Here is a 21,327-nt window from a genome sequence, read left to right as displayed (position 1 = left end):
ATGTCGCGAGCAGGCAATTCCCGGGCCTTGCCGCTGGCCGGTTTTACGCCGCGAGGCGTTCCGCGGTGTCCGAGCGCCAGCGCGCCAGCAGTCCGTCCCACTTGGCGCGCGCTGCGGCCAGGTGGCGCGCCTTGACGTGGCCGTAGCCGCGGATGTCGTCGGCGACGCGCGCGATCTCGACTGCGAGGCCCAGGTTGCCCGTGCTCAGCGACCCCAGCAGTTCGTCGACGGTGGCCCGGTACTCGCCGATCAGCGCGCGCTCCGTGCGGCGCTCTTCGGTCCGACCAAACGGATCGAACGGCGTGCCGCGCAGGCCCTTGAAGCGTGCGAGCAGCTTGAACGCGCCGCCCATCCACGGGCCGAAGCGACGCTTCACGAGCTCGCCGCGCTCGTTGCGCCTGGCGAGCAGCGGCGGCGCGAGGTGGTAGTGGACGCGCCAGTCGCCCTCGAACTGCGCGGCGACGCGCTCGAGGAAGCCCGTATCGGCGTGCAGCCGCGCGACCTCGTACTCGTCCTTGTAGGCCATCAGCCGGAACAGGCCGCCGGCGACCGCCTGGGTGAGGCGCGTCCCGCCGAACGGCGCCTCGGCCGCACGCACACGCTCGACGACCGCGCGGTAGTCGGCCGCGTAGGCGGCGTTCTGGTAGTCGGTGAGGAAGGCGACCCGGCGCGCGATGAAGTCGTCGACGTTGACGCTCTTCTTCACGAATTCGATCACCTGCGCCGGTGCGACGAGCGCCTCGACCGCGGCGAGGTCGTGGGCGGCGCGCCGTCCCCACTCGAACGCGGCCTTGTTGCGCTCGACCTGCACGCCGTTGAGCTCGATCGCGCGCAGCAGCGCGGCGTGCGACACCGGCACCCGGCCGCGCTGCCAGGCGTAGCCGAGCAGCAGCGGGTTGGCGTAGATCGAGTCGCCGACCAGCTGGACCGCGAGTTTGTCGGCGTCGAGCCGGCCGACGTTGCCGGCGCCCGCCGCGGCGTCGATGGCGGCGTCGCAGTGCCCGGCCGGGAACTCCCAGTCGCGATGGCTGACGAACGCCGCCGTCGGCGCCCCGTGCGTGTTGAGCGCGACGAAGCTGCGCCCCTCGCGCAGGGTCGCGAGCGTCGCCGGGTTGGCGGTGACGATCGGGTCGCAGCCGATCACGAGGTCGGCCTCGGCCGCCCCGACCTTGGTCGTGAAGATCGCCTCCGGCCGGTCCGCGATCTGGATGTGGCTCCAGGTCGCGCCGCCCTTCTGCGCGAGACCGGCGGCGTCCTGCGTCACGACGCCCTTGCCCTCGAGGTGCGCGGCCATGCCGAGCAGCTGGCCGATCGTGATGACGCCGGTGCCGCCGACTCCGGCGACCACGATGCCCCAGGCCGACTCGGCCGTCGGTAGCGCCGGCTCCGGCAGCGGCGGCAGGGCGGAAGGGTCGGGCCGCTGCGGCGTCGCCTTGGCGGGGCCCTTCCAGGTGCCGCCTTCGACCGTCACGAAGCTGGGGCAGAACCCCTTCAGGCACGAGTAGTCCTTGTTGCAGGTGTTCTGGTTGATGCGACGCTTGCGCCCGAACTCGGTCTCGACCGGCTCGACCGACAGGCAGTTGCTCTGCACGGAGCAGTCGCCGCAGGCCTCGCAGACCAGCTCGTTGATGACGACCCGGGTGGTCGGCTCGGCGAGCAGGCCGCGCTTCCTGCGCCGGCGCTTCTCGGTCGCGCAGGTCTGGTCGTAGATGATGACCGTGCAGCCCGCGACCTCGCGCAGCTCGCGCTGGATGCGGTCGAGCTCGTCGCGGTGGTGCACGGAAACGCCGCTCGCGAGGCGTGCGGCGATCGCGTGCTCCTCGTACTTCTCGGGCTCGTCGGTGACGACCACGATCTTCGCCGCGCCTTCGGCGTCGAGCTCGCGCGTCATCTCCGGCACCTTGAGCGTGCCGTCGACCGGCTGGCCGCCGGTCATCGCGACCGCGTCGTTGTAGAGGATCTTGTAGGTGATGTTGACCTTGGCGGCGATCGCCTGGCGTACCGCGAGCAGCCCCGAGTGGTAGTAGGTGCCGTCGCCGAGGTTCGCGAACACGTGGCGCTCGCTGGTGAACGGCGCCTGGCCGACCCACGAGACGCCTTCGCCGCCCATCTGGCTGAAGGTGACCGTCGAACGGTCCATCCAGACCGCCATGTAGTGGCAGCCGATGCCGGCGACCGCGCGCGAGCCCTCGGGCACCTTGGTGCTGGTGTTGTGCGGGCAGCCGCTGCAGAAGAAGGGCACGCGTTCGGCCCCACCCGCCGCGCTCGCGGCGCTGCTCGCGGCGAGGCTCTTCTCCTTGGCGTCGATGAGCGCGAGACGCGCTTCGATGCGCGCCGCGGTGTCGCGGTCGAGGCCGCCGCGCAGCTTGCCGAGACGCTTGCCGATCGCCTTGGCGATGATCGCCGGCGTCAGGTCGGCCTGCGCGCGCAGCAGCCAGTTCTGGCTCGGGTTGGGCTGCGCCCATTCGCCGCCGTGGCCGCCGAACGGGCCGGCGCGCGCCACCGTGTCGTCGGCCTCGTCGAACTTGCCGAGCACGTTGGGGCGCACGTCCGGGCGCCAGTTGTAGAGCTCTTCCTTGAGTTGGTACTCGATGACCTGGCGCTTTTCCTCGACCACCAGGATCTCGTCGAGACCTTGCGCGAACGCGCGCGTGATCGTCGCCTCGAGCGGCCACACCACGTTGACTTTGTGCAGGCGGATGCCGAGGCGCCGGCACGTGTCGTCGTCGAGGCCGAGGTCGTGCAGCGCCTGACGCGTGTCGTTGTAGGCCTTGCCGCTCGCGATGATCCCGAAGCGGTCGTTCGGCCCGGCGATCACGTCGTGGTTGAGCCGGTTCGCGCGCACGTAGGCGAGTGCGGCGTACCACTTGTGGTTCATCAGCCGCGCTTCCTGCTCGAGCGGCGGGTCGGGCCAGCGGATGTGCAGGCCGCCGTCGGGCATCGGGAAGTCGGTCGGGATCACGATCTCGACGCGGTCCGGGTCGACCGACACGCTCGACGCGGACTCGACGATCTCCTGGATCGTCTTCATGCCGGCCCAGACGCCCGCGAAGCGGCTCAGCGCGAACGCGTGCAGCCCCATGTCGAGGATGTCCTGCACGCTGGTCGGGAAGAAAACCGGCAGGCCGCACGCCTTGAAGATGTGGTCGCTCTGGTGCGCCGCGGTCGAGCTCTTGGCGATGTGGTCGTCGCCGGCGATCGCGATCACGCCGCCGTGGCGCGCGGTGCCGGCCATGTTGGCGTGCTTGAAGACGTCGGAGCAGCGGTCGACGCCCGGTCCCTTGCCGTACCAGATGCCGAATACGCCGTCGAAGGTCTTCGACTGCGGGTACAGATCGAGTTGCTGCGAGCCCCACACGGCGGTCGCCGCGAGTTCCTCGTTGACGCCGGGCTGGAACACGATGTCGTGCGCCGCCAGGTGCTCCTTGGCCTGCCAGAGCGCCTGGTCGTAGCCGCCGAGCGGCGAACCGCGGTAGCCGCTCACGAAGCCCGCGGTCGCCAGGCCCGCCGCGCGGTCGCGCGTGCGCTGCAGCATCGGCAGGCGGACCAGCGCCTGCACCCCGCTCATGAACACGCGCCCGCTCGCGAGGCGGTACTTGTCGTCGAGCGTCGCGTCCTCGAGCGCGCGACGGATCGACTCGGGAAGCGGTGCGTTCATGGTTCGACACTCCGTGCGGGACGCCGCCACGGCCGCCGGGGCCGCGGCTGCACGAGTGTAGGCACAGGCTCCGCGAGGCGCCGGCCGTATGGCAAAGCCGCGACCGGTGGCGCGCCATTGCAGCCGCGACGGCCGGCGCACAAGTGAAAAAGCGCCGTGCACGGGTCGCGCACGGCGCTCGGGATGGCACGGCGCGCAGGCCGCACGCCGCCCTTCAGCATGACGCCGTGCGCTCCACTGCGCACGCGGCGTGCCCGATCAGGTGTTCGCGGCGCGGTGCTGGTTGCGCAGCGAACGGATCTGGTCGTGGTTGCGCTTGACGCCCTCGTACTGCGCCTGCACGACGCTGAGGATGTCGGACGGCAGCGGCTGCTGCAGCGCGGTGCGATAGCGCTCGAGCGCCGCGTCCTCGCCGCGCTCGCACTCGTCGAGCATCTGCTGGTCGCTGTAGCCGGTCAGCGTGCCGACCACCGAGACCCAGCCGCGGTGCATGGTGCCGCTGACGCTGCTGTCGGTCTCGGGAGCGCCACCGAGGCGCGAGACGATCGCCTGCAGCTCGCGGGCCGCGCGCTGGCAGTCCTGGCTGCGGCTGAGGAAGATCGCCTTCAGGTCGCCGGACTTGCAGTGCTCGGCACAGCTGCGAAAGCCGTATTCGCCGTCCTTGCAGGTCTCGATCAGGGTGTTCAGCGTGTCGATCGTGTTGTTGTCGCTCATCTTCAATCCTTTAGGCAAAGACGCGCTAAGCGCGCATCGAACTTGGAAACGACGCCGTTCGGGTCGCGGCGATCGCCGGCCCGGCGCCGCGGCGTCGAGCCAACCCGATCGGCACACGGCGTGCCTGACGGGCGTGACCCGCCGTTCGAGGCGCCGGTCGAATGCAAGCGATGTGTGCTCGGGTTTTCGGATCAGTGACTCGGCTGCAGTTGCAAGTCGCCGCGGTCCCGCCCGGTGTCTGCGGCACTCACTCGCGAGCCGACTTGGGCGCACAACGCGAATAAGCACCTGCCGCGGGCGCATGTGGCACGTGCGTTGCCAGCGTCCCCCTTGCGAGAAACGCACGGCGCCCGGCTTGAGCCGACTGCCGTTTATCCAACGACTCGGCCCAAGGCCACCAACGAGAGAGGATTGACAGCATGAGAAGCTCTTCGAAACTTCTGAACATCAGTGCAGCCGTTGCCCTGGCACTCGGCTCCACGATCGCCATGGCTCAGGCCGGTGGCGCGGGCGGCGGCGCCGGCGGCTCGGCTGGCGGCGCGGCCGGCGGCGGCTCGACCGGCGGCGCAACCGGTCCCGGCGGCACCAGCGGTCCTGGCGCCATGGGCGGCACCGGCTCGGGCTCGAGCGGCGCCATGAGTGGCTCGGGCTCGGGCTCGAGCGGCGCGATGGGCGGCACCGGCAGCACCAGCCGCAGCAGCACGGCGGGCAGCACCGCGAACCGCACCGGCTCGACCGGCGCGACCGGGTCCAGCGGCTCCATGGGTTCGGGCTCGACCGGAGCGTCCGGCTCGGGCTCCATGGGCAGCGGCACCACCGGCGGCACGACGAGCGACATGTCGTCGGGCAGCACGAGCGGCGGCTCGGCCGGCATGGGCACGTCGCGTCGTGGCGCGCGCGCCGATCGCAACTGAGGCAGGTTCCCGAAAAGCGTGGCTGCCGCGTGCGGCAGCCACGCCCGGAACGACGAAGCGGGCATCAGCCCGCTTTTTTTGTGTCCAGGCCCGCAGGCGGCAGCACGCCGCGCGCTATGGCGTGGCGCTCGCGACCCGGTAGGCGCCGAACTGCGCGAGCACCGGCCGCGTTTCGGGCAGCACGTAGACGATGCCGCCACGCGCCTCGAACAGGCGCTTGATGTATTGCTCGTAGAACGCGACCGGCAGGTTGATGCAGCCGTACGAGATGCGGTTGTCGGCCACGGTCGCCGTCGCGAGGCGTTGCAGGCGGCGCTCGGCCTTGTTGCCGTTGCGCACGCGGTGCATCGACACGGCGGCGTCGTAGTCGACCCACAGGATGTCCTCGCCGTTCGCGTTGACGCCGATTTCCGCCACGAAGCGCCCGGCCGGCGTGGTGCGTTCGTGCGGCTTGATGTCGGAGATCTTGCGTTCGCCGATGCCCGGCACCGAGTCGTCACCGCGCGCGAGGCCGAGCAGCGCGGGCGTCGAGGCGGCGATGCGGCCGTCCGGGTTGAACACCGCGACGCGCGCGTTCACCTTGTCGACGATGGCGAACGGCAGCCCACGGTTGTCGGCGGCGTCGACGACCCAGCTCGCGATCGCACGCGCGTCGTCCGAGAGCGGCTCCTGGCCGAAGTCGGCGACGCGCGGGCTCCGGCGCGGTGCCTCGGCAGGGCGCGCGGCGGGCGCGGCGCCGATGGTCCGACCGATCGAGGCGGTGGCAGGCGCCGGTCGCGCGTCGGGCGCGTAGGTCGACGCGAGCACGGCGCCGACGCGCGGCACCGGCGCGGGCCCCGCATTCGCGTCGGGCGCGGCCTGGGCGGGCGCCGCTGCGGCGACGGCCAGTGCAAGGGCGGCGAACCAGGGCCGCCGCGGGCGGCGCAGGTCGGGATCGGTCGGGGCGTGCTTCGACATGACGATGAGGTGAAGAGCGGTCCGGGAGCGTTGCGGCGCCGCCGGTGGCGGGGGCGAGCGGGCCGGTCCCGAGGCTCCGCGGCGGTTTTTGTCCGCTGCCGCAACGGCAACGGGTATACCTGATCGTCTGCGAGCGGCGTAGCGTGCGGAGGCGTTCCGATGACGGTTGTCGCGCCGGCGCGTCGTTCGAGCCTCACGACCCGGGCGACGCGAGCACGAGCGAGCTTGGCCCCCGGACCGAATCAGCCGGCGACGAAGCGCAGCGCGAGCCCGTTGTTGCAGTAGCGCTTGCCGGTCGGTGCGGGGCCGTCGTCGAACACGTGTCCCTGGTGGCCCTCGCAGCGCGCGCAGTGGTACTCGGTGCGCGGCAGCATCAGCTTGAGGTCGGTCTTGGTGCCGAGCGCGCCCGGCAGCGCCGCGTAGAAGCTCGGCCAGCCGGTGCCGCTCTCGAACTTGGTGTCCGACGAGAAGAGCGGCAGGTCGCACCCCGCGCACAGATAGCGCCCCTTGCGCTTCTCGGCGTTGAGCGGGCTCGAGCCGGGGCGCTCGGTGCCTTCCTGGCGCAGCACCTCGTACTGCGCCGGGCTCAGACGCTTGCGCCATTCGGCGTCGGCGAGGCGCACCGCGTCGGGCCGTTCGGCCGCTTTCGGTGCGCCCTGCGCGTGCGCCGCCAGCGGCGCCAGCGTCAGCGACGGCAGGATGGCGAGGAAGGGACGTCTGCGCATGGAAGGCTCCTGGTGATGAAGTCGGCGCGTGAGCGCCCGGCGGCGAGCGGAACCGCAAGGTCTTGCCCGCTCACGCCGCGCCGCTGCTTGGAGCGTGCCGACGCGATTCGGTTCAACGCGCGCTCCGGCATGCCGTCAGAACGGCGAATCGTCGAGCGGCCACAGCACCCACATGCGCAGGCGCTGCTTCATGCGGCCGGCGCTCGCCTCGGCGGCGTCGCCCCAGCCCCAGAAGTAGTCGGCGCGCACCGCACCGACGATGGCGGTTCCGGTGTCCTGCGCGACGACGAGGCGGCGCAGCGGGTTGTTCGAGAGCGGCTCGGTCGTGTCGAGCCAGACCGGGGTGCCGTAGGGCACGCTGCGGGGGTCGACCGCGATCGAGCGGCCGGGCGTGAGCGGAACGCCGGCGGCGCCGCGGGGGCCGACGCTGGGGTCGGGCAGCGCCTCCTCGCGGAAGAACACGACGCGCGGATTGCTCCACATCATCTCGTCGACGCGCTGCGGGTTGCGGCGCGCCCAGTCCTTGATGCCGGGCCACGACGCGCGTGCCAGGGTCAGCTCGCCGCGATCGATGAGCCAGCGGCCGACCGACTGGTACGGCTGGTTGTTGTGCGCGGCGAATGCGACGCGGACGACGCGCCGGCTGCCGTCGGCTTCGGTGATCGCGAGCCGCCCCGAGCCCTGGATCTGCAGCACGAGCGCGTCGAGGCGGTCGCGCAGCCACGCGATCTCGCGTCCGCCGAGGCCGGTCTGCGCCGGGGGCAGCGTGTCGATCTCGCGCCGGGTCCAGGTCGTGCGCGAGCCGACCGGCGGCGCGTAGATCGGCACCTCGTACCCGGGGCGGCGCACCCGCGACGCCTCGAGCAGCGGCTCGTAGTAGCCGGTCACCATGCCGTCGGCGTTGCCGTCGAGCGACTCGACGCGGAACGGCTGCAGGCGCTGCTGCAGCCACTGGCGTGCCGCGGCGGCATCGAGGTCGGCCACGCCGTCGAGCAGCGCCGCCGCGCAGACGCCCTGCCACGCCGGTGCCGGCCGGCTGCAGCCGCGCCGGAACGCCGGGAACCAGTCGCGCAGCCACTCGCCGCTCCAGCCCGGCAGCTCGGACCACTCGACGCCGACCCAGCGCGCGGCCGGACGCGTGACGGTGGGCCCCGAAGGAGCGCTGCGCTCCGGGCGCACCGCGGCACCGGCGGCATCGTCCGGGTTGCGGGTCGGCGGGCCGCTCCGCGGCGCGCTTGCGCAGCCGGCGAGCACACCTAGAATCGCCGCCGCCGCGGCTTGGCCGGCCCACCGGGTTGCTCTGGACATGTTGGTGATTCTGCTGGAAGCCCTCGGCGCGGGCCTGCTCCTCGTCCTCATCGTCTGGTGGACGATGTTCCACGGACGGCGCGGCGGCGAGCGCCCCGTGGACGAGGGTGCGAGCGCCGGAGGCGGCGTCGACGCGGACCGCTCCGAAGCCGTCAGGCCCCCACGCTGAACGTCGCCGCACCCGGTCACGAACGCGACCTCCGCGGCCACGCCACCCCCGCCTCGCCTCACGGCTCGACCGGCGCGATCCGTGCGTGCGCCGGCGCCACCACGAACGACGCCGGCTCGCGCCACAGCCGGGCGCGGATCGCGCGATGGATGCGGCTGCGGTCCGCGAGGCGGATCCCGCGCGAGCGCAGCGCGACCCGGAACGCGAGGAAGAAGCTGACCGCGAGGTTGAGCACGCCGGTCGCCGCGACCCCCGCGACGCACCACCAGAAATCGCTGCGATGCAGCACGTCGGCGCCGAGCACGCCAACCGACGCGGCGAGCTGGCCCGCCGCCAGCGTGACGTGGCGGACGTCGAGCGCCAGGCCGAAGAACGCCGCGATCACCGGCACCAGGCCGAGCATCAGACCGAGCGACACGTTCGACGTGAAGCCCGAGACGCTGGCGCGGCTGTAGGCAGCCCAGCGCTGCGCGCGCGCGGCGCCCAGGCGGGCGACGATCTTCGGGTTCCAGGCGATCGCGCTGTCGAGCCGATGCCAGACGAACCAGTTCTCGACCCAGCCCGCGATCATGGAGCTCGTGAACAGCAGCACGCCGGTGAACGCCGCGTAGAGCGGCGTCGGCCCAAGGAGGCTCAGCGAGTGCAGCGTGTGCTCGGCGTGAGTGCGGTCGAGCGGCCACGCGCCGCCGCTGCCCAGACCGAGCAGCCACTGCAGCAGCAGGACCACCGGCACCACCGCGAGCACGTTGCCGATGATCCCTGCGGACTGCGAGCGGATCAGGTTGGCGACCTCGTCGACGAAGCTCGCCACCGCGATGTCGGTCGACACGTCGCCGAGCTTCTCGGCCATCGCCGGCGCCGTCATCGCCGGCTGCTTGGTCGCGACGGTGAAGTGCAGCACCTGGATCAGCACGAACGCGGCCGCGTAGTTGAGCCCCGCGGCGAGGCCGTTCCAGAACGCGGCCAGGGCAGCGCCGCCGATCATGAACTTGAGCAGCGTCGTCACGCCGAGCACCGCGCCGCCGCCGATCGCGGCACGCAGCATCGCGCGGTATTCGGCGCGGTCGCGGGTGATGTAGTGCTCGCCGGTCGCGGCGCTGCGCTCGGCCACCTTGCGGGCGAGCAGCGAGTAGTGCTGCGAGAACAGGGCACGGATGCTGCGCCGCTCGTCCGCGCTGCGGATCAGCTCGGCGAGCAGGCGGACGATCTCGCGGCCCGGCTCGGGACTCAGCACGCAGGTCAGCAGCGCGTCGATGCGATGCGTGCGCTCGAGCAGCTGGTCGACGTCGAACACCACGTCGACCGAGACGCCGTGCGTCTCGAGGTGTTCGTGGACGCTGACCGCGCAGCGCCGGCAGGTGTCGAGCAGCGCGCGCAGGTACTGCGCGTCGACCAGGAGGCGCACCCGGGCATCGGGGGCATCGGTTTCGGCAAGCTCGCGCACCTGCTCGGCGACGCGGGCGAGCTGACGGAACGGCGCATCAACCAGCAACTCGGGGCTCATGCGCTGGCGCAGCGCGGGCGAGAAGCCGGCGGCGCGCACCGCGCTCGCGAGAAACATGATCGCGTCGAAGAACGGCGCGCGCCAGTCGAAGCCGGCGTCGGCGGGCGCGACGATCGCGGCGATGCGCGCCAGCGTCTCGTTGTCGACCGCGAGCAGCCAGTCGGCGTCGCCGGCCCTCGGGAACAGCAGCCCGAACAGGTCGGCGAGGTCGCTGGTCGCCGGCGTGAGCGGCAGCACGCGGGCGCGTAGGCGCCGCCCGAACTCGCCCCAGAGGCCCATCCGCGGCGCGAAGCCGAAATCGGCGAGCAGCGCCGCGCTGTCGACCTCGTGCATGAAGAGCGCCAGCAGTTCGGCGGTACCGGCGCGGTGCTCGGGGTGGCGCTCGAGCACGCCGAGCATGTGCTTGAGGCGCAGCACCGGCGTCGGGGTCGCGTCGCCGGGAGCCCGCCGGGCACGCAGGCGCAGGCGGCGCGGCGCGCTGTCGCGCTCGAGCGGGGCATGGCGCAGCCACTCGAGCAGGCGGATCACCCAGAGGTGCCGCTCGGCGAGGCTGGCCTTCGGATCGGCGGCGTTGAGAAGGGCCGTGAGATCCCACGGCGACGCCGCATCGCGGCTGGCGGAAGCGGTCACGGGCGGTCGATTGGAAGAAAGCATCGCCGGTCGCCGCGGCGACCGGCATCCGGCACCACCGGCGTCAGTGCAGCGCCGACGCGACGGCGAGCCTGAACTCGGGGATCGGCGCCTCGAACGGGTACGCGTCCTCGGTCATGCAGAAGAAGGTGCCGCGCATCGTGCCCTGCGGCGTCGCGAGGCGGGTCCAGCTCGTGTACTCGAAGCTCTCGCCGGGCTTGAGCACCGGCTGATGGCCGACGACCGCGAGGCCGCGCACCTCGTCGACGTGGCCGTGCGCGTCGGCGATGACCCAGTGGCGCGCGATCAGCTGCGCGGTGACGTCGCCGCTGTTGCGGATGGTGACCGTGTACGCGAACGCGTACGGCGCGCCGGTGTCGCCCGACTGCTCGGGCAGGTGGCGCACGACGACGCTGTTCGTGAATTCGGGCTTGGGCATCGGCGCATTCTAGGAAGCCGACCCGTGCCCGGCGCGGCGTGGGGCCGCTCTGGCGGGCTTGACGGCGGCGCGAGGCAGCCCCAACTAGACTGACGCTTCACCGGAGCCCACCCATGCGCAACCCCGTCATCGCCCCCAGCATCCTGTCGGCCGATTTCGCGCGGCTCGGCAAGGAGGTGCGCAACGTCATCGCTGCGGGTGCCGACTGGATCCACGTCGACGTGATGGACAACCATTACGTGCCGAACCTTACCCTCGGGCCGATGATCTGCAGCGCGATCCGGCCGCACGCGGCGCGCGCCGACGGCAGCCGGGTGCCGATCGACGTGCACCTGATGGTGCAGCCGGTCGACGAGCTCGCGGTCGCGTTCGCCAAGGCCGGCGCCGACATCGTGAGCTTCCACCCCGACGCGACCACGCACGTCGACCGCACGGTGCAGCTGATCAAGGCGCAGGGCGTGCAGACCGGCATCGTGTTCAACCCGGCCGCGCCGATCGACGTGCTCGAGTGGGTGATCGACCAGATCGATCTCGTGCTCGTGATGAGCGTCAACCCCGGTTTCGGCGGGCAGGGCTTCATTCCCGGTTCGCTGAAGAAGATCGAGCGCATCCGGCGCCTCATCGAGGCGAGCGGGCGCGAGGTTCGGCTCGAGGTCGACGGCGGCATCAAGGTCGACAACATCCGCCGCGTCGCCGAGGCCGGTGCCGACGCCTTCGTCGCCGGCAGCGCGATCTTCGGCCAGCCCGACTACGCGAGAGTCATCGACGCGATGCGCACCGAGCTCGCCGGGGCGCGTCCGCAGCCGGTCTGAACGGACCCCCCGCATGCAATACAAGGACTACTACCAGGCCCTCGGCGTCCCGCGCGACGCCAGCGCCGACGACATCAAGAAGGCCTATCGCAAGCTGGCGCGGCAGTACCACCCCGACGTCAGCAAGCTGCCGGACGCCGAGGCGCGCTTCAAGGAAATCAACGAGGCCAACGAGGTCCTGAAGGATCCCGAGAAGCGCGCCGCCTACGACGCGATGGGCACTCAGTGGCAGGCCGGTCAGGACTTCCAGCCCCCGCCGAACTGGGACGCGGGCTTCGAGTTCCGCGGCCGCGGCGAGCGGCCGGGCGCCGGCTTCGGCGGCGGCCCGGGTTTCGACGGCGACTTCGACCCGAGCGACTTCTTTGAGTCGCTGTTCGGGCGCGGCGGCTTCGCGTCGGCACGCGGTGGTCGCGCGGCGCCGACGCAAGGCGAGGACCACCACGCCAAGGTCGTGATCGACCTCGCCGACGCGTATCGCGGTGCCGAGCGCACGATCTCGCTGCGCGCGCCGACGCTCGGCCCCGACGGCCGCGTCGTCATGCAGGAACGCCGCCTCGATGTGAAGATCCCGAAAGGCATCCGCCCCGGGCAGCACCTGCGCCTCGCCGGCCAGGGCGCGCCCGGCGCGGGCGGCCCGGCGGGCGACCTCTACCTGGAAATCGAATTCCAGCCCGACCCGCGTTATCGCGTCGAAGGCAAGGACGTCTACGTCGACCTGCCGGTCGCACCGTGGGAGGCTGCGCTCGGCGCGACGGTCGATCTTGCGACGCCCGACGGCAGCGTGCAGCTCACGGTGCCGCCGGGCTCGGCCGCCGGCCGCAAGCTGCGCCTCAAGGGACGCGGCCTGCCGGGACGCGAGCCGGGCGATCTCTATGCCGTGCTGACGGTGCGCCAGCCGCCGGCCGACACGACCGCCGCGCGCGACGCCTACGCCGCGTTCGCGCAGGCATTCCGCGGTTTCGATCCGCGCCGGGGCTGAGCCGCGACCCATCGTCAAGGAGAGTTCGATGAATCGAATGGGCGGGCTCGCGCTGCATGGCGCGATCGTCGAGGAAGAGGTCGAGCTGACGCTCGCCGAGCTGTGCCGCGCCTGCCGGGTCACGGAGATCGAGATCCGCGAGTGGGTCGTCGAAGGCGTGCTCGAGCCGACCGGCGGCTCCGGCGACTGGCGCTTCGGCGGCACCGCGCTGCGGCGCAGCCGGCTCGCCGCGCGGCTGTCGCGCGATCTGGCGGTGAACCCGGCCGGCGTCGCGCTCGCGCTCGACCTGCTCGACGAGATCGCGGCGCTGCGCGCCGCGCTGCAGCGGAGCGGCCGGTGATGCGCGCCGCGGCGGGTCGCGGGCCTCGGATCGCGGTGCCGCGCTCGGCCGGGCGTGTGGCGGAGTCGATGGCTCGCGGCCGCGGCGTGCTCGGCGCTGCGGCGCTCGCTGCGCTGCTCGTCGTCGCAGGCTGTGCGTCTTCGGGCGCTGCGTCGGAACCTCCGCTCGATCGCGCCCGCATCGAGGCGCTGCTCGCCAGCCCCGATCGCAGTGCCGCCGACCGCAGCAACGACGTCCGGCGCAAGCCCGCCGAGATGCTCGCCTTCATCGGCGTGCGGCCGGGCATGGTCGCGCTCGACGTCAGCGCGGGTGGCGGCTACACGACGGAGCTGCTCGCCCGCGCGGTCGGGCCGGGCGGACGCGTCTATGGCCAGAGCGCGCCGCGCAATCCGGCGCGCACGCCGCCGGCGGCGCCCGAAGGCGGCGGCGCGCCGGCGCCGACGGCTGCTTCAGCGGGGGCGTCGATGCCCGGCTCCGCGGGCGTTCCCGCGGCGGCCGCTCCGCGCACGTCGCCGACGCTGCTGGCCGAGCGCGCGCAGCGCAGTGGCCTCGCCAACATCGTTCCGGTCGTGCGGCCGTTCGAGGAGGCGGCGCCGCCCGAGATCGCGAACGCCGGTGCCGACCTCGTGACGCTGATGTTCAACTACCACGACCTCGGCCACCTGGGGGTCGACCGCGCGCGCATGAACGCGGCCCTGTTCGCCGCCCTCAAGCCCGGCGGCGTCTACGTGATCGCCGATCACGCCGGGCGCTCCGGCACCGGCATCTCCGAGTCGGGAACGCTGCACCGCGTCGAAGAGGCGTTCGTGCGGCGCGAGGTCGAAGCGGCGGGTTTTCGGCTCGTCGCCAGCGGCGACTTCCTGCGCAACCCGAACGATCCGCGCGACCGCAACACGCCCGAACCGCCGCAGCCGAAGGACGAGTTCGTGCTGAAGTTCGTCAAGCCCTGAGCGCGCAAGCAGCGCATTCGACGCTGCTACACTCGGCCGCCATGTCGATTTCGCACCGCATCGCTTCGAGGTCCGCGGACCGGGGAGCCTGGCCCTGGCGGGCCTGACCTGCGCCTGACGCAGCGCTTCGCGCTGCCGCCGGCGGTGCACCTCGCGTGTCGCACCGACCGGCCTTGACGGTGGACCTCGTTCCACTCACCGACTGACCGAATGACCCGCTGCCGGCGAGCCGCGCTCGCGCCGGGTCGATCGTGGAGGGCCCGGACTCCGGGCGTGCGATGACCGAACTCGAATTCAAGAGCCTCGCTGCGCAAGGCTTCAACCGCATTCCCCTGATCGCCGAGGCGTTCGCCGACCTCGAGACGCCGCTGTCGCTGTACCTCAAGCTGTGCGGCTCGTCGCCGAACGGCGGCGGACGGCTCAGCTTCCTGCTCGAATCCGTCGTCGGCGGCGAGCGCTTCGGGCGCTACTCGTTCATCGGCCTGCCGGCACGCACGCTGCTGCGCGCGACCGGCTTTCACACCGAGGTGGTGACCGACGGCCGCGTGGTCGAGTCGCGCGAGGGCAACCCGCTCGACTTCATCGCCGAGTACCTCGGGCGCTTCAAGGTCGCGCTGCGGCCCGGTCTGCCGCGCTTTTGCGGCGGGCTCGCCGGCTACTTCGGCTACGACACGATCCGGATGATCGAGCCGCGCCTCGCGAAGTCTCCGGCCGCCGCGCGCCTGCCCGACCCGATCGGCACCCCCGACATCCAGCTCCTGCAGTGCGAGGAGCTCGCCGTGATCGACAACCTGTCGGGGCGGCTCTACCTCATCGTCTACGCCAACCCGAACGAGCCCGAGGCGTTCTCGCGCGCGCGCCGGCGCCTGGGCGAGCTGACGGACAAGCTGAAGTACAGCGTGTCGGCGCCGGCGGTGAAGCGGACGATCTCGCACGCGATCGAGCGCGCTTTCGCGAAGGAGGACTTCCTCGCCGCGGTGCTGAAGGCCAAGGAGTACATCGCGGCGGGCGACATGATGCAGGTGCAGGTCGGCCAGCGCCTCGCCAAGCGCTACACCGAGTCGCCGCTCAGCCTCTATCGGGCGCTGCGCTCGCTCAACCCGTCGCCCTACATGTACTTCTACGACATGGGCGATTTCCAGATCGTCGGCGCGTCGCCCGAGATCCTGGTGCGTCGCGAGCACACCGAGGCCGGCGACACGGTGACGATCCGGCCGCTCGCCGGCACCCGGCCGCGCGGCGCGTCGATCGAGGCCGACAAGGCGCTCGAGCGCGAGCTGCGCGAGGACCCGAAGGAGCGCGCCGAGCACGTGATGCTGATCGACCTCGCGCGCAACGACATCGGACGCATCGCCAGGACCGGCAGCGTGAAGGTGACCGAGGCGTTCGACATCGAGCGCTACTCGCACGTGATGCACATCGTCAGCAACGTCGAAGGCCTGCTGAAGGACGGCATGACCAACCTCGACGTGCTGAAGGCGACCTTCCCGGCCGGCACGCTGACCGGCGCGCCGAAGATCCGCGCGATGGAGGTGATCGACGAACTCGAGCCGGTCAAGCGCGGCATCTACGGCGGCGCCTGCGGCTACCTCAGCTTCGCGGGCGACATGGACGTCGCGATCGCGATCCGCACCGGCATCGTCAAGGACCAGACGCTCTACGTGCAGGCCGCCGCCGGCGTCGTTGCCGACTCGGTGCCCGAGCTCGAGTGGAAGGAGACCGAGGCCAAGGCGCGCGCGCTGATGCGCGCCGCCGAGCTCGTCGAGGAGGGCTTCTGATGACCGCGCACCTCACGACTCCGGCCATCGGCTTCAAGGGAGAGCGGTCATGCTGCTGATGATCGACAACTACGACTCGTTCACCTTCAACCTGGTGCAGTACTTCGCCGAGCTCGGCGAGGACGTGCGGGTGTTCCGCAACGACGAGATCACGGTCGACGGCATCGGGTCGCTCCGGCCCGATCGCCTGGTGCTCTCGCCCGGCCCGTGCTCGCCGGCCGAGGCCGGCGTCTGCATCGACGCGATCCGCGCCTACGCCGGGCGGCTGCCGATCCTCGGCGTCTGCCTCGGCCACCAGGCGATCGGCGCGGCGCTCGGCGGCGACATCGTGCGGGCCGGGCAGCAGATGCACGGCAAGACGAGCGTGATCGAGACCGACGAGCGCGGCGTCTACACCGCGCTGCCCAAGCGCTTCACGGTGATCCGCTACCACTCGCTGGTGATCGACCGCGCAACGCTGCCGCGCGAGCTCGAGGTCACCGCGCGCTCGGAGGACGGCGAGATCATGGGCGTGCGCCATCGCGAGCTCGCCGGCACCGCGGCGCCGCTCGAGGGCGTGCAGTTCCACCCGGAGTCGATCCTCACCGAGCACGGCCACGCGATGCTGAAGAACTTTCTGGAGCTGCGGCCGTGACGATCGCCGGTTCGCGCGTGGCGTGAGCGGGGCGCCCGCGATGCCGGTGGTCGACCTGCGCAGCGACACCGTCACCCGGCCGACGCCGGCAATGCGCGAGGCGATGGCGCGCGCCGAGGTCGGCGACGACGTCTTCGGCGACGACCCGACCGTCAATGTGCTGCAGGAACGCATCGCCGCGCTGCTCGGCAAGGAAGCGGCGCTGTTCGTGCCGAGCGGCACCCAGAGCAACCTGCTCGCGATCATGAGCCACTGCGCACGCGGCGACGAGTACATCGTCGGCCAGCGCGCGCACACCTACGGCTGGGAGGGCGGCGGCGCCGCGGTGCTGGGCAGCGTGCAGCCGCAGCCGCTCGAGCACGCGCCCGACGGCAGCCTGCCGCTCGAAGCGGTCGAGGCGGCGATCAAGCCCGACGACGCGCACTTCGCGAGGACACGCCTGCTCTGCCTCGAGAACACGATCGGCGGCAAGGTGCTGCCGCTCGACTATCTCGACGCCGCGTGCGCGCTCGCGCGGCGGCGCGGTCTCGCGTCGCACCTCGACGGCGCGCGCCTGTTCAACGCCGCGGTCGCGCTCGGCGGCGACGCGCGCGAGCAGGCGCGCCGTATCGCCGCGCCGTTCGACAGCGTGTCGGTGTGCTTCTCGAAGGGCCTCGGCGCGCCGGTTGGCTCGGCGCTGGTCGGCAGCCGCGAGCTGATCGCACGCGCGCACCGCTGGCGCAAGATGGTCGGCGGCGGCATGCGGCAGGCCGGCGTGATCGCGGCCGGCGCGCTGCACGCGCTCGAGCACCACGTCGACCGTCTCGCCGACGACCATCGCCTCGCGCGCCGGCTCGCCGAAGGGCTGGCGCGGGTGCCGGGCTTTCGGGTCGACGCACCGCAGACCAATATCGTGTTCGCCGACGTCCAGGGCCCGGCGGCTGCCGGGCTGATCGAGCAGCTGAAGGCCGCGGGCGTGCTCGCGACCGGGCTCTACAAGCTGCGCTTCGTGACCCACCTCGACGTCGACGAGGCCGGCATCGACCGCGCAATCGCCGCAGTCGCCGCGGTCGTCGGCGGGGCGCCCGCAGCCGCCGCGCCGGTCGCATCGCCTGCGGCGTCGTCCGCCAGGGTCCCCGACTGACCGCCGCCCGACCTTCGACTCCTCAACGACAACTGCCATGCCGATCACCGACATCGAGGCGCTGACCCGAACCATCGAGCACCGCGAGATCTTCCACGACGAGATGCTCGCGCTGATGCGCCGCATCATGAGCGGCGAGATGTCGCCGTCGATGACCGCGGCGCTGCTCATCGGCCTGCGCGTCAAGAAGGAGACGATCGGCGAGATCACCGCGGCGGCGCAGGTGATGCGCGAGTTCGCGACCAAGGTGCCGGTCGCCGATCGCACCCATCTGGTCGACATCGTCGGCACCGGCGGCGACGGCTCGCACACCTTCAACATCTCGACCTGCAGCATGTTCGTCGCCGCGGCGTGCGGCGCGCGCGTCAGCAAGCATGGCAACCGCAGCGTCAGCAGCAAGTCGGGGAGCGCCGACATCCTCGAGCAGCTCGGCGTGCCGCTCACGCTGGCGCCGGCCGCGATCGCGCGCTGCATCGACGAGACCGGGATCGGCTTCATGTTCGCGCCGAACCACCACCCGGCGATGAAGAACGTCGCCGCGGTGCGCAAGGAGCTCGGCGTGCGCACGATCTTCAACATCCTGGGGCCGCTGACCAACCCCGCCGACGCGCCGAACATCCTGATGGGCGTGTTCCACCCGGATCTCGTCGGCATCCAGGTGCGCGCACTGCAGCGCCTGGGCGCCGAGCACGCGCTGGTGGTGTTCGGCCGCGACGGCATGGACGAGGTGTCGCTCGGCGCCGCCACGATGGTGGGCGAACTGCAGCACGGCGCGATCCGCGAGTACGAGATCCACCCCGAGGACTTCGGCCTCACGATGTCGAGCAACCGCGTGCTGCGGGTCGAGAACGCGGCGCAGTCGCGCGCCATCGTCGAAGGCGTGCTCGCCAACCAGCCGGGGCCGGCGCGCGACATCGTCGTGCTGAACGCGGGCGTCGCGCTCTACGCCGCCAACGTCGCCGGCAGCATGGCCGAGGGCGTGGTGCGCGCGCGGGAAGCGCTCGCTTCCGGCAAGGCGCGCGCGAAGCTCGACGAGTTCGTCGCGCGCAGCTGCGCGATCGCGGCGCAATGACGGCCCGCGTGATGCGCCTTCGCGGCGCGCGGACCGGCGTGTCCGGCAGCCGCGCGCCAGCCCTTTCCGGAGTCGGAGCATGAGCGACATCCTGCAGAAGATCGTCGAGGTCAAGCGCGACGAGCTGCGGCGCGCCCGCGCGTACCGGAGCATCGCGTCGCTGCGCAGCGACGCCGAGGCACTCGGCGGGCAGCGCGACTGGATCGGCGCCTTGCGCCGCAAGGTCGACGCCGGCGCGGCCGCGGTGATCGCCGAGGTCAAGAAGGCAAGCCCCAGCAAGGGCGTGCTGCGCCATGACTTCGTCCCCGAGGCGATCGCCGAGAGCTACGCCGCGCACGGCGCGGCTTGCCTCAGCGTGCTGACCGACGTCACCTTCTTCCAGGGCGCCGACGCCTACCTGGAGCGCGCGCGCGCTGCCTGCACGCTGCCGGTGCTGCGCAAGGACTTCGTGATCGACGAGTACCAGGTCTACGAGGCGCGCGCGATCGGCGCCGACTGCATCCTGCTGATTGCCGCGATCCTCGACGACGCGCAGATGGCCGACCTCGAGGCGCAGGCGCACGCGCTCGGCATGGCGGTGCTGGTGGAGTCGCACGACGCCGCCGAGCTCGACCGGGCGCTCGGCCTGAAGACGCCGGCGATCGGCATCAACAACCGGAACCTGCGCACCTTCGAGGTCTCGCTCGACACCACGCTGGGCCTGCTGCCGCGGGTACCGCGCGACCGCCTGGTGATCACCGAGAGCGGGATCCTCGCGCCGGCGGACGTGCGGCGCATGCGTGACGCCGACGTGCACGCCTTCCTGGTCGGCGAGGCGTTCATGCGCGCGCCCGACCCCGGCAAGGCGCTGGCCGCGCTGTTCGGGTGACCGCCGACGACCTGCCGGCGGCATTCGCGACGCTGCCCGCCGCCTGGGCGGCGGTGCTGCCGGGCTGGACCGCCGAGCGCACCGACGGCGTCTGCCGTGCCGTGAAGGCGGCGTCCGGCGAGCGGCCGATCGCGCCCGCGGACCCGTTCCGGGCGCTGCGGCTGGTGCCGCCCGACGCCGTCAAGGTCGTGATCGTCGGCCAGGACCCGTACCCGACCGCCGGCCACGCCGACGGGCTCGCGTTCTCGGCGGGGCGCGGACGGCCGCGTTCGCTGGCGCGCATCTTCGACGTGCTGGCGCGCGATGAGCCGGGCTTCCGGGTGCCGGCCGATTGGCGCCTCGACGCCTGGGCCACGCAGGGCGTGCTGCTGCTGAACCCGGTGCTGACGGTCGAGGTCGGGCGCGCCGGCAGCCACCTCGACTGCGGCTGGCAGGCGCTCACCTCCGAGGTGGTGCGGGTGCTCTGCGCGCGCTCCGCGCCGCCGCGCTTCCTGCTCTGGGGTGCGCGGGCACAGACGTTCTTCCAGGGCGCGGTCGGCGGGGTCGCGCCGGCGGCGGTGCGGGTGCTGGCGACGCGCCATCCGTCGTACGACTTCAAGCGCGAGTTCATGGCCGAGGAGAGCCACTTCGCGGCCTGCCGTGACCTCGTCGACTGGTGGGCCTTGGAGAATTCCAGACCCGTGCTATAGTCTCGGGTTCGTCTCGGAGGGGTGCCCGAGTGGCTAAAGGGGGCAGACTGTAAATCTGTTGGCTTACGCCTACGCTGGTTCGAATCCAGCCTCCTCCACCAAGATGTTTCGAGAGTTGCGTGCTCGTCGCCGAGCGGTGCCCGAAGGTCGTTACGGCGGCCTTCGGGGGTTGCCGGAGACGCTCCCGAGCGGGAGTAGTTCAATGGTAGAACCCTAGCCTTCCAAGCTAATGACGCGGGTTCGATTCCCGTCTCCCGCTCCAGTTTGCAATGTGCTCGCCGAGCCCATTGCAAACTGCTTTCGGTGGTTTCGAAAGCCCATGTGGCTCAGTGGTAGAGCACTCCCTTGGTAAGGGAGAGGTCGCGCGTTCGATCCGCGCCATGGGCACCAGTTCAAGGGTCATCGGCCCCGCGTGTTTTAGGAGTCTGAAATGGCAAAGAGCAAATTCGAGCGCACCAAGCCGCACGTCAACGTCGGCACGATCGGTCACGTCGACCATGGCAAGACCACCCTGACCGCGGCGATCACGACCGTGCTGTCGAAGATGTTCGGCGGCGAGGCCAAGGCGTACGACCAGATCGACGCGGCGCCCGAGGAGAAGGCGCGCGGCATCACGATCAACACCGCGCACGTCGAGTACGAGACCAAGTCGCGCCACTACGCGCACGTCGACTGCCCGGGGCACGCCGATTACGTCAAGAACATGATCACGGGCGCGGCGCAGATGGACGGCGCGATCCTCGTCGTGTCGGCCGCCGACGGCCCGATGCCGCAGACCCGCGAGCACATCCTGCTCGCGCGTCAGGTGGGCGTGCCGTACATCATCGTCTACATGAACAAGTGCGACATGGTGGACGACGCCGAGCTCCTGGAGCTGGTCGAGATGGAAGTGCGCGAGCTGCTCGACAAGTACGAGTTCCCGGGCGATGCGACCCCGATCATCCACGGCTCGGCCAAGCTGGCCATGGAAGGCGACAAGGGCGAGCTCGGCGAGGGCTCGATCCTCAAGCTCGCGGATGCGCTCGACAGCTACATCCCGACACCCGAGCGTGCGGTCGATGGCG

The 21,327-nt window shown here is 71.7% G+C and carries 20 protein-coding genes and 3 tRNA genes; 15 read left to right on the top strand and 8 right to left on the bottom strand.

Features of this window, described 5'->3' with window-relative positions:
- Nucleotides 1–43: 43 nt before the first annotated feature.
- From HQN59_RS00115 to mltA, 6 genes are all read right to left on the bottom strand, one after another.
- Nucleotides 44–3,658, bottom strand: a complete 3,615-nt coding sequence (locus HQN59_RS00115; RefSeq protein ID WP_176064878.1) for an indolepyruvate ferredoxin oxidoreductase family protein — start codon at nt 3,656–3,658, stop codon at nt 44–46.
- 258 nt (nt 3,659–3,916) lie between these two features.
- Nucleotides 3,917–4,372, bottom strand: a complete 456-nt coding sequence (locus HQN59_RS00110) for a ferritin-like domain-containing protein (protein WP_176064877.1) — start codon at nt 4,370–4,372, stop codon at nt 3,917–3,919.
- A 493-nt stretch (nt 4,373–4,865) separates the two neighbouring features.
- Nucleotides 4,866–5,252: a hypothetical protein gene (locus tag HQN59_RS00105; protein WP_176064875.1), complete on the bottom strand. Its 387-nt coding sequence runs from the start codon at nt 5,250–5,252 to the stop codon at nt 4,866–4,868.
- Between the two features lie 148 nt (nt 5,253–5,400).
- On the bottom strand, nt 5,401–6,243 hold the full coding sequence (locus HQN59_RS00100; protein ID WP_217703792.1) for a hypothetical protein: 843 nt from the start codon (nt 6,241–6,243) through the stop codon (nt 5,401–5,403).
- A gap of 242 nt (nt 6,244–6,485) precedes the next feature.
- Nucleotides 6,486–6,968: a peptide-methionine (R)-S-oxide reductase MsrB gene (msrB, locus tag HQN59_RS00095; RefSeq protein ID WP_176064873.1), complete on the bottom strand. Its 483-nt coding sequence runs from the start codon at nt 6,966–6,968 to the stop codon at nt 6,486–6,488.
- 135 nt (nt 6,969–7,103) lie between these two features.
- A complete protein-coding gene (gene mltA / locus HQN59_RS00090) occupies nt 7,104–8,276 on the bottom strand; it encodes a murein transglycosylase A (protein ID WP_246294616.1) in 1,173 nt (390 codons plus the stop codon).
- Here mltA and HQN59_RS00085 point away from each other — a divergent pair.
- Nucleotides 8,275–8,445 carry a hypothetical protein gene (locus HQN59_RS00085; RefSeq protein ID WP_176064869.1) on the top strand — a complete coding sequence of 57 codons (171 nt, stop codon included), beginning with the start codon at nt 8,275–8,277 and terminating at the stop codon, nt 8,443–8,445. The two genes, mltA and HQN59_RS00085, sit on opposite strands and share 2 nt — an antisense overlap.
- Nucleotides 8,446–8,503: 58 nt before the next feature.
- On the opposite strand, the gene HQN59_RS00080 is transcribed toward HQN59_RS00085, so the two are convergent.
- Together HQN59_RS00080 and apaG are read right to left on the bottom strand one after the other, a co-directional pair.
- Complete coding sequence (locus tag HQN59_RS00080; protein ID WP_342451079.1) at nt 8,504–10,579, bottom strand: site-specific recombinase; 2,076 nt, start codon at nt 10,577–10,579, stop codon at nt 8,504–8,506.
- Nucleotides 10,580–10,643: 64 nt separating this feature from the next.
- Entirely contained in the window at nt 10,644–11,018 is a 375-nt protein-coding gene (gene apaG / locus HQN59_RS00075) for a Co2+/Mg2+ efflux protein ApaG (protein WP_176064866.1), read from the bottom strand.
- Nucleotides 11,019–11,131: 113 nt separating this feature from the next.
- Between apaG and rpe the strand changes: the two genes are divergently transcribed.
- The 14 genes from rpe to HQN59_RS00005 form a co-directional block, all read left to right on the top strand.
- A complete protein-coding gene (gene rpe, locus HQN59_RS00070; protein ID WP_176064864.1) occupies nt 11,132–11,830 on the top strand; it encodes a ribulose-phosphate 3-epimerase in 699 nt (232 codons plus the stop codon).
- A gap of 13 nt (nt 11,831–11,843) precedes the next feature.
- The gene (locus HQN59_RS00065; RefSeq protein ID WP_176064862.1) at nt 11,844–12,809 is read left to right on the top strand and encodes a DnaJ C-terminal domain-containing protein; all 966 of its coding nucleotides are present in this window, start codon (nt 11,844–11,846) and stop codon (nt 12,807–12,809) included.
- 28 nt (nt 12,810–12,837) lie between these two features.
- Nucleotides 12,838–13,149 carry a chaperone modulator CbpM gene (locus HQN59_RS00060; RefSeq protein WP_176064860.1) on the top strand — a complete coding sequence of 104 codons (312 nt, stop codon included), beginning with the start codon at nt 12,838–12,840 and terminating at the stop codon, nt 13,147–13,149.
- 68 nt (nt 13,150–13,217) lie between these two features.
- A complete protein-coding gene (locus tag HQN59_RS00055; RefSeq protein WP_176064858.1) occupies nt 13,218–14,099 on the top strand; it encodes a class I SAM-dependent methyltransferase in 882 nt (293 codons plus the stop codon).
- Between the two features lie 278 nt (nt 14,100–14,377).
- Nucleotides 14,378–15,877, top strand: a complete 1,500-nt coding sequence (trpE, locus tag HQN59_RS00050) for an anthranilate synthase component I (protein ID WP_176064855.1) — start codon at nt 14,378–14,380, stop codon at nt 15,875–15,877.
- A gap of 49 nt (nt 15,878–15,926) precedes the next feature.
- Nucleotides 15,927–16,511, top strand: a complete 585-nt coding sequence (locus HQN59_RS00045; RefSeq protein ID WP_176064853.1) for an anthranilate synthase component II — start codon at nt 15,927–15,929, stop codon at nt 16,509–16,511.
- 40 nt (nt 16,512–16,551) lie between these two features.
- Complete coding sequence (gene ltaE, locus HQN59_RS00040; RefSeq protein WP_176066192.1) at nt 16,552–17,634, top strand: low-specificity L-threonine aldolase; 1,083 nt, start codon at nt 16,552–16,554, stop codon at nt 17,632–17,634.
- 37 nt (nt 17,635–17,671) lie between these two features.
- Complete coding sequence (gene trpD / locus HQN59_RS00035) at nt 17,672–18,706, top strand: anthranilate phosphoribosyltransferase (RefSeq protein ID WP_176064851.1); 1,035 nt, start codon at nt 17,672–17,674, stop codon at nt 18,704–18,706.
- Nucleotides 18,707–18,785: 79 nt separating this feature from the next.
- Complete coding sequence (gene trpC, locus HQN59_RS00030) at nt 18,786–19,574, top strand: indole-3-glycerol phosphate synthase TrpC (protein WP_176064849.1); 789 nt, start codon at nt 18,786–18,788, stop codon at nt 19,572–19,574.
- Complete coding sequence (locus HQN59_RS00025; RefSeq protein WP_176064847.1) at nt 19,571–20,263, top strand: uracil-DNA glycosylase family protein; 693 nt, start codon at nt 19,571–19,573, stop codon at nt 20,261–20,263. The genes trpC and HQN59_RS00025 overlap by 4 nt, the downstream gene beginning before the upstream one ends.
- A gap of 15 nt (nt 20,264–20,278) precedes the next feature.
- Nucleotides 20,279–20,364, top strand: a tRNA-Tyr gene (locus HQN59_RS00020).
- An 87-nt stretch (nt 20,365–20,451) separates the two neighbouring features.
- Nucleotides 20,452–20,525: transfer RNA gene (locus HQN59_RS00015), tRNA-Gly, on the top strand.
- A gap of 53 nt (nt 20,526–20,578) precedes the next feature.
- Nucleotides 20,579–20,653: transfer RNA gene (locus HQN59_RS00010), tRNA-Thr, on the top strand.
- A 40-nt stretch (nt 20,654–20,693) separates the two neighbouring features.
- A partial coding sequence (locus HQN59_RS00005; protein ID WP_176064845.1) for a GTP-binding protein occupies nt 20,694–21,327 on the top strand: 634 nt, incomplete at its 3' end.

This window comes from Rhizobacter koreensis, from assembly GCF_013366375.1.
Lineage (GTDB): Bacteria > Pseudomonadota > Gammaproteobacteria > Burkholderiales > Burkholderiaceae_C > Schlegelella_A > Schlegelella_A koreensis.
The sequence above is the reverse complement of the archived record's forward strand: the minus strand, read 5'-3'. Positions and strand labels throughout refer to the sequence as shown.

Excerpts from the sequence above, each read along its gene's own strand:
- mltA (WP_246294616.1), bottom strand. The coding sequence starts at position 8,276 with ATGTCCAGAGCAACCCGGTGGGCCGGCCAAGCCGCGGCGGCGGCGATT.
- trpC (WP_176064849.1), top strand. The coding sequence starts at position 18,786 with ATGAGCGACATCCTGCAGAAGATCGTCGAGGTCAAGCGCGACGAGCTG.
- HQN59_RS00085 (WP_176064869.1), top strand. The coding sequence starts at position 8,275 with ATGTTGGTGATTCTGCTGGAAGCCCTCGGCGCGGGCCTGCTCCTCGTC.
- trpD (WP_176064851.1), top strand. The coding sequence starts at position 17,672 with ATGCCGATCACCGACATCGAGGCGCTGACCCGAACCATCGAGCACCGC.
- HQN59_RS00110 (WP_176064877.1), bottom strand. The coding sequence starts at position 4,372 with ATGAGCGACAACAACACGATCGACACGCTGAACACCCTGATCGAGACC.
- rpe (WP_176064864.1), top strand. The coding sequence starts at position 11,132 with ATGCGCAACCCCGTCATCGCCCCCAGCATCCTGTCGGCCGATTTCGCG.
- HQN59_RS00060 (WP_176064860.1), top strand. The coding sequence starts at position 12,838 with ATGAATCGAATGGGCGGGCTCGCGCTGCATGGCGCGATCGTCGAGGAA.
- HQN59_RS00065 (WP_176064862.1), top strand. The coding sequence starts at position 11,844 with ATGCAATACAAGGACTACTACCAGGCCCTCGGCGTCCCGCGCGACGCC.
- msrB (WP_176064873.1), bottom strand. The coding sequence starts at position 6,968 with ATGCGCAGACGTCCCTTCCTCGCCATCCTGCCGTCGCTGACGCTGGCG.
- apaG (WP_176064866.1), bottom strand. The coding sequence starts at position 11,018 with ATGCCCAAGCCCGAATTCACGAACAGCGTCGTCGTGCGCCACCTGCCC.
- HQN59_RS00115 (WP_176064878.1), bottom strand. The coding sequence starts at position 3,658 with ATGAACGCACCGCTTCCCGAGTCGATCCGTCGCGCGCTCGAGGACGCG.
- ltaE (WP_176066192.1), top strand. The coding sequence starts at position 16,552 with ATGCCGGTGGTCGACCTGCGCAGCGACACCGTCACCCGGCCGACGCCG.
- HQN59_RS00055 (WP_176064858.1), top strand. The coding sequence starts at position 13,218 with ATGGCTCGCGGCCGCGGCGTGCTCGGCGCTGCGGCGCTCGCTGCGCTG.
- trpE (WP_176064855.1), top strand. The coding sequence starts at position 14,378 with ATGACCGAACTCGAATTCAAGAGCCTCGCTGCGCAAGGCTTCAACCGC.
- HQN59_RS00100 (WP_217703792.1), bottom strand. The coding sequence starts at position 6,243 with ATGTCGAAGCACGCCCCGACCGATCCCGACCTGCGCCGCCCGCGGCGG.
- HQN59_RS00045 (WP_176064853.1), top strand. The coding sequence starts at position 15,927 with ATGCTGCTGATGATCGACAACTACGACTCGTTCACCTTCAACCTGGTG.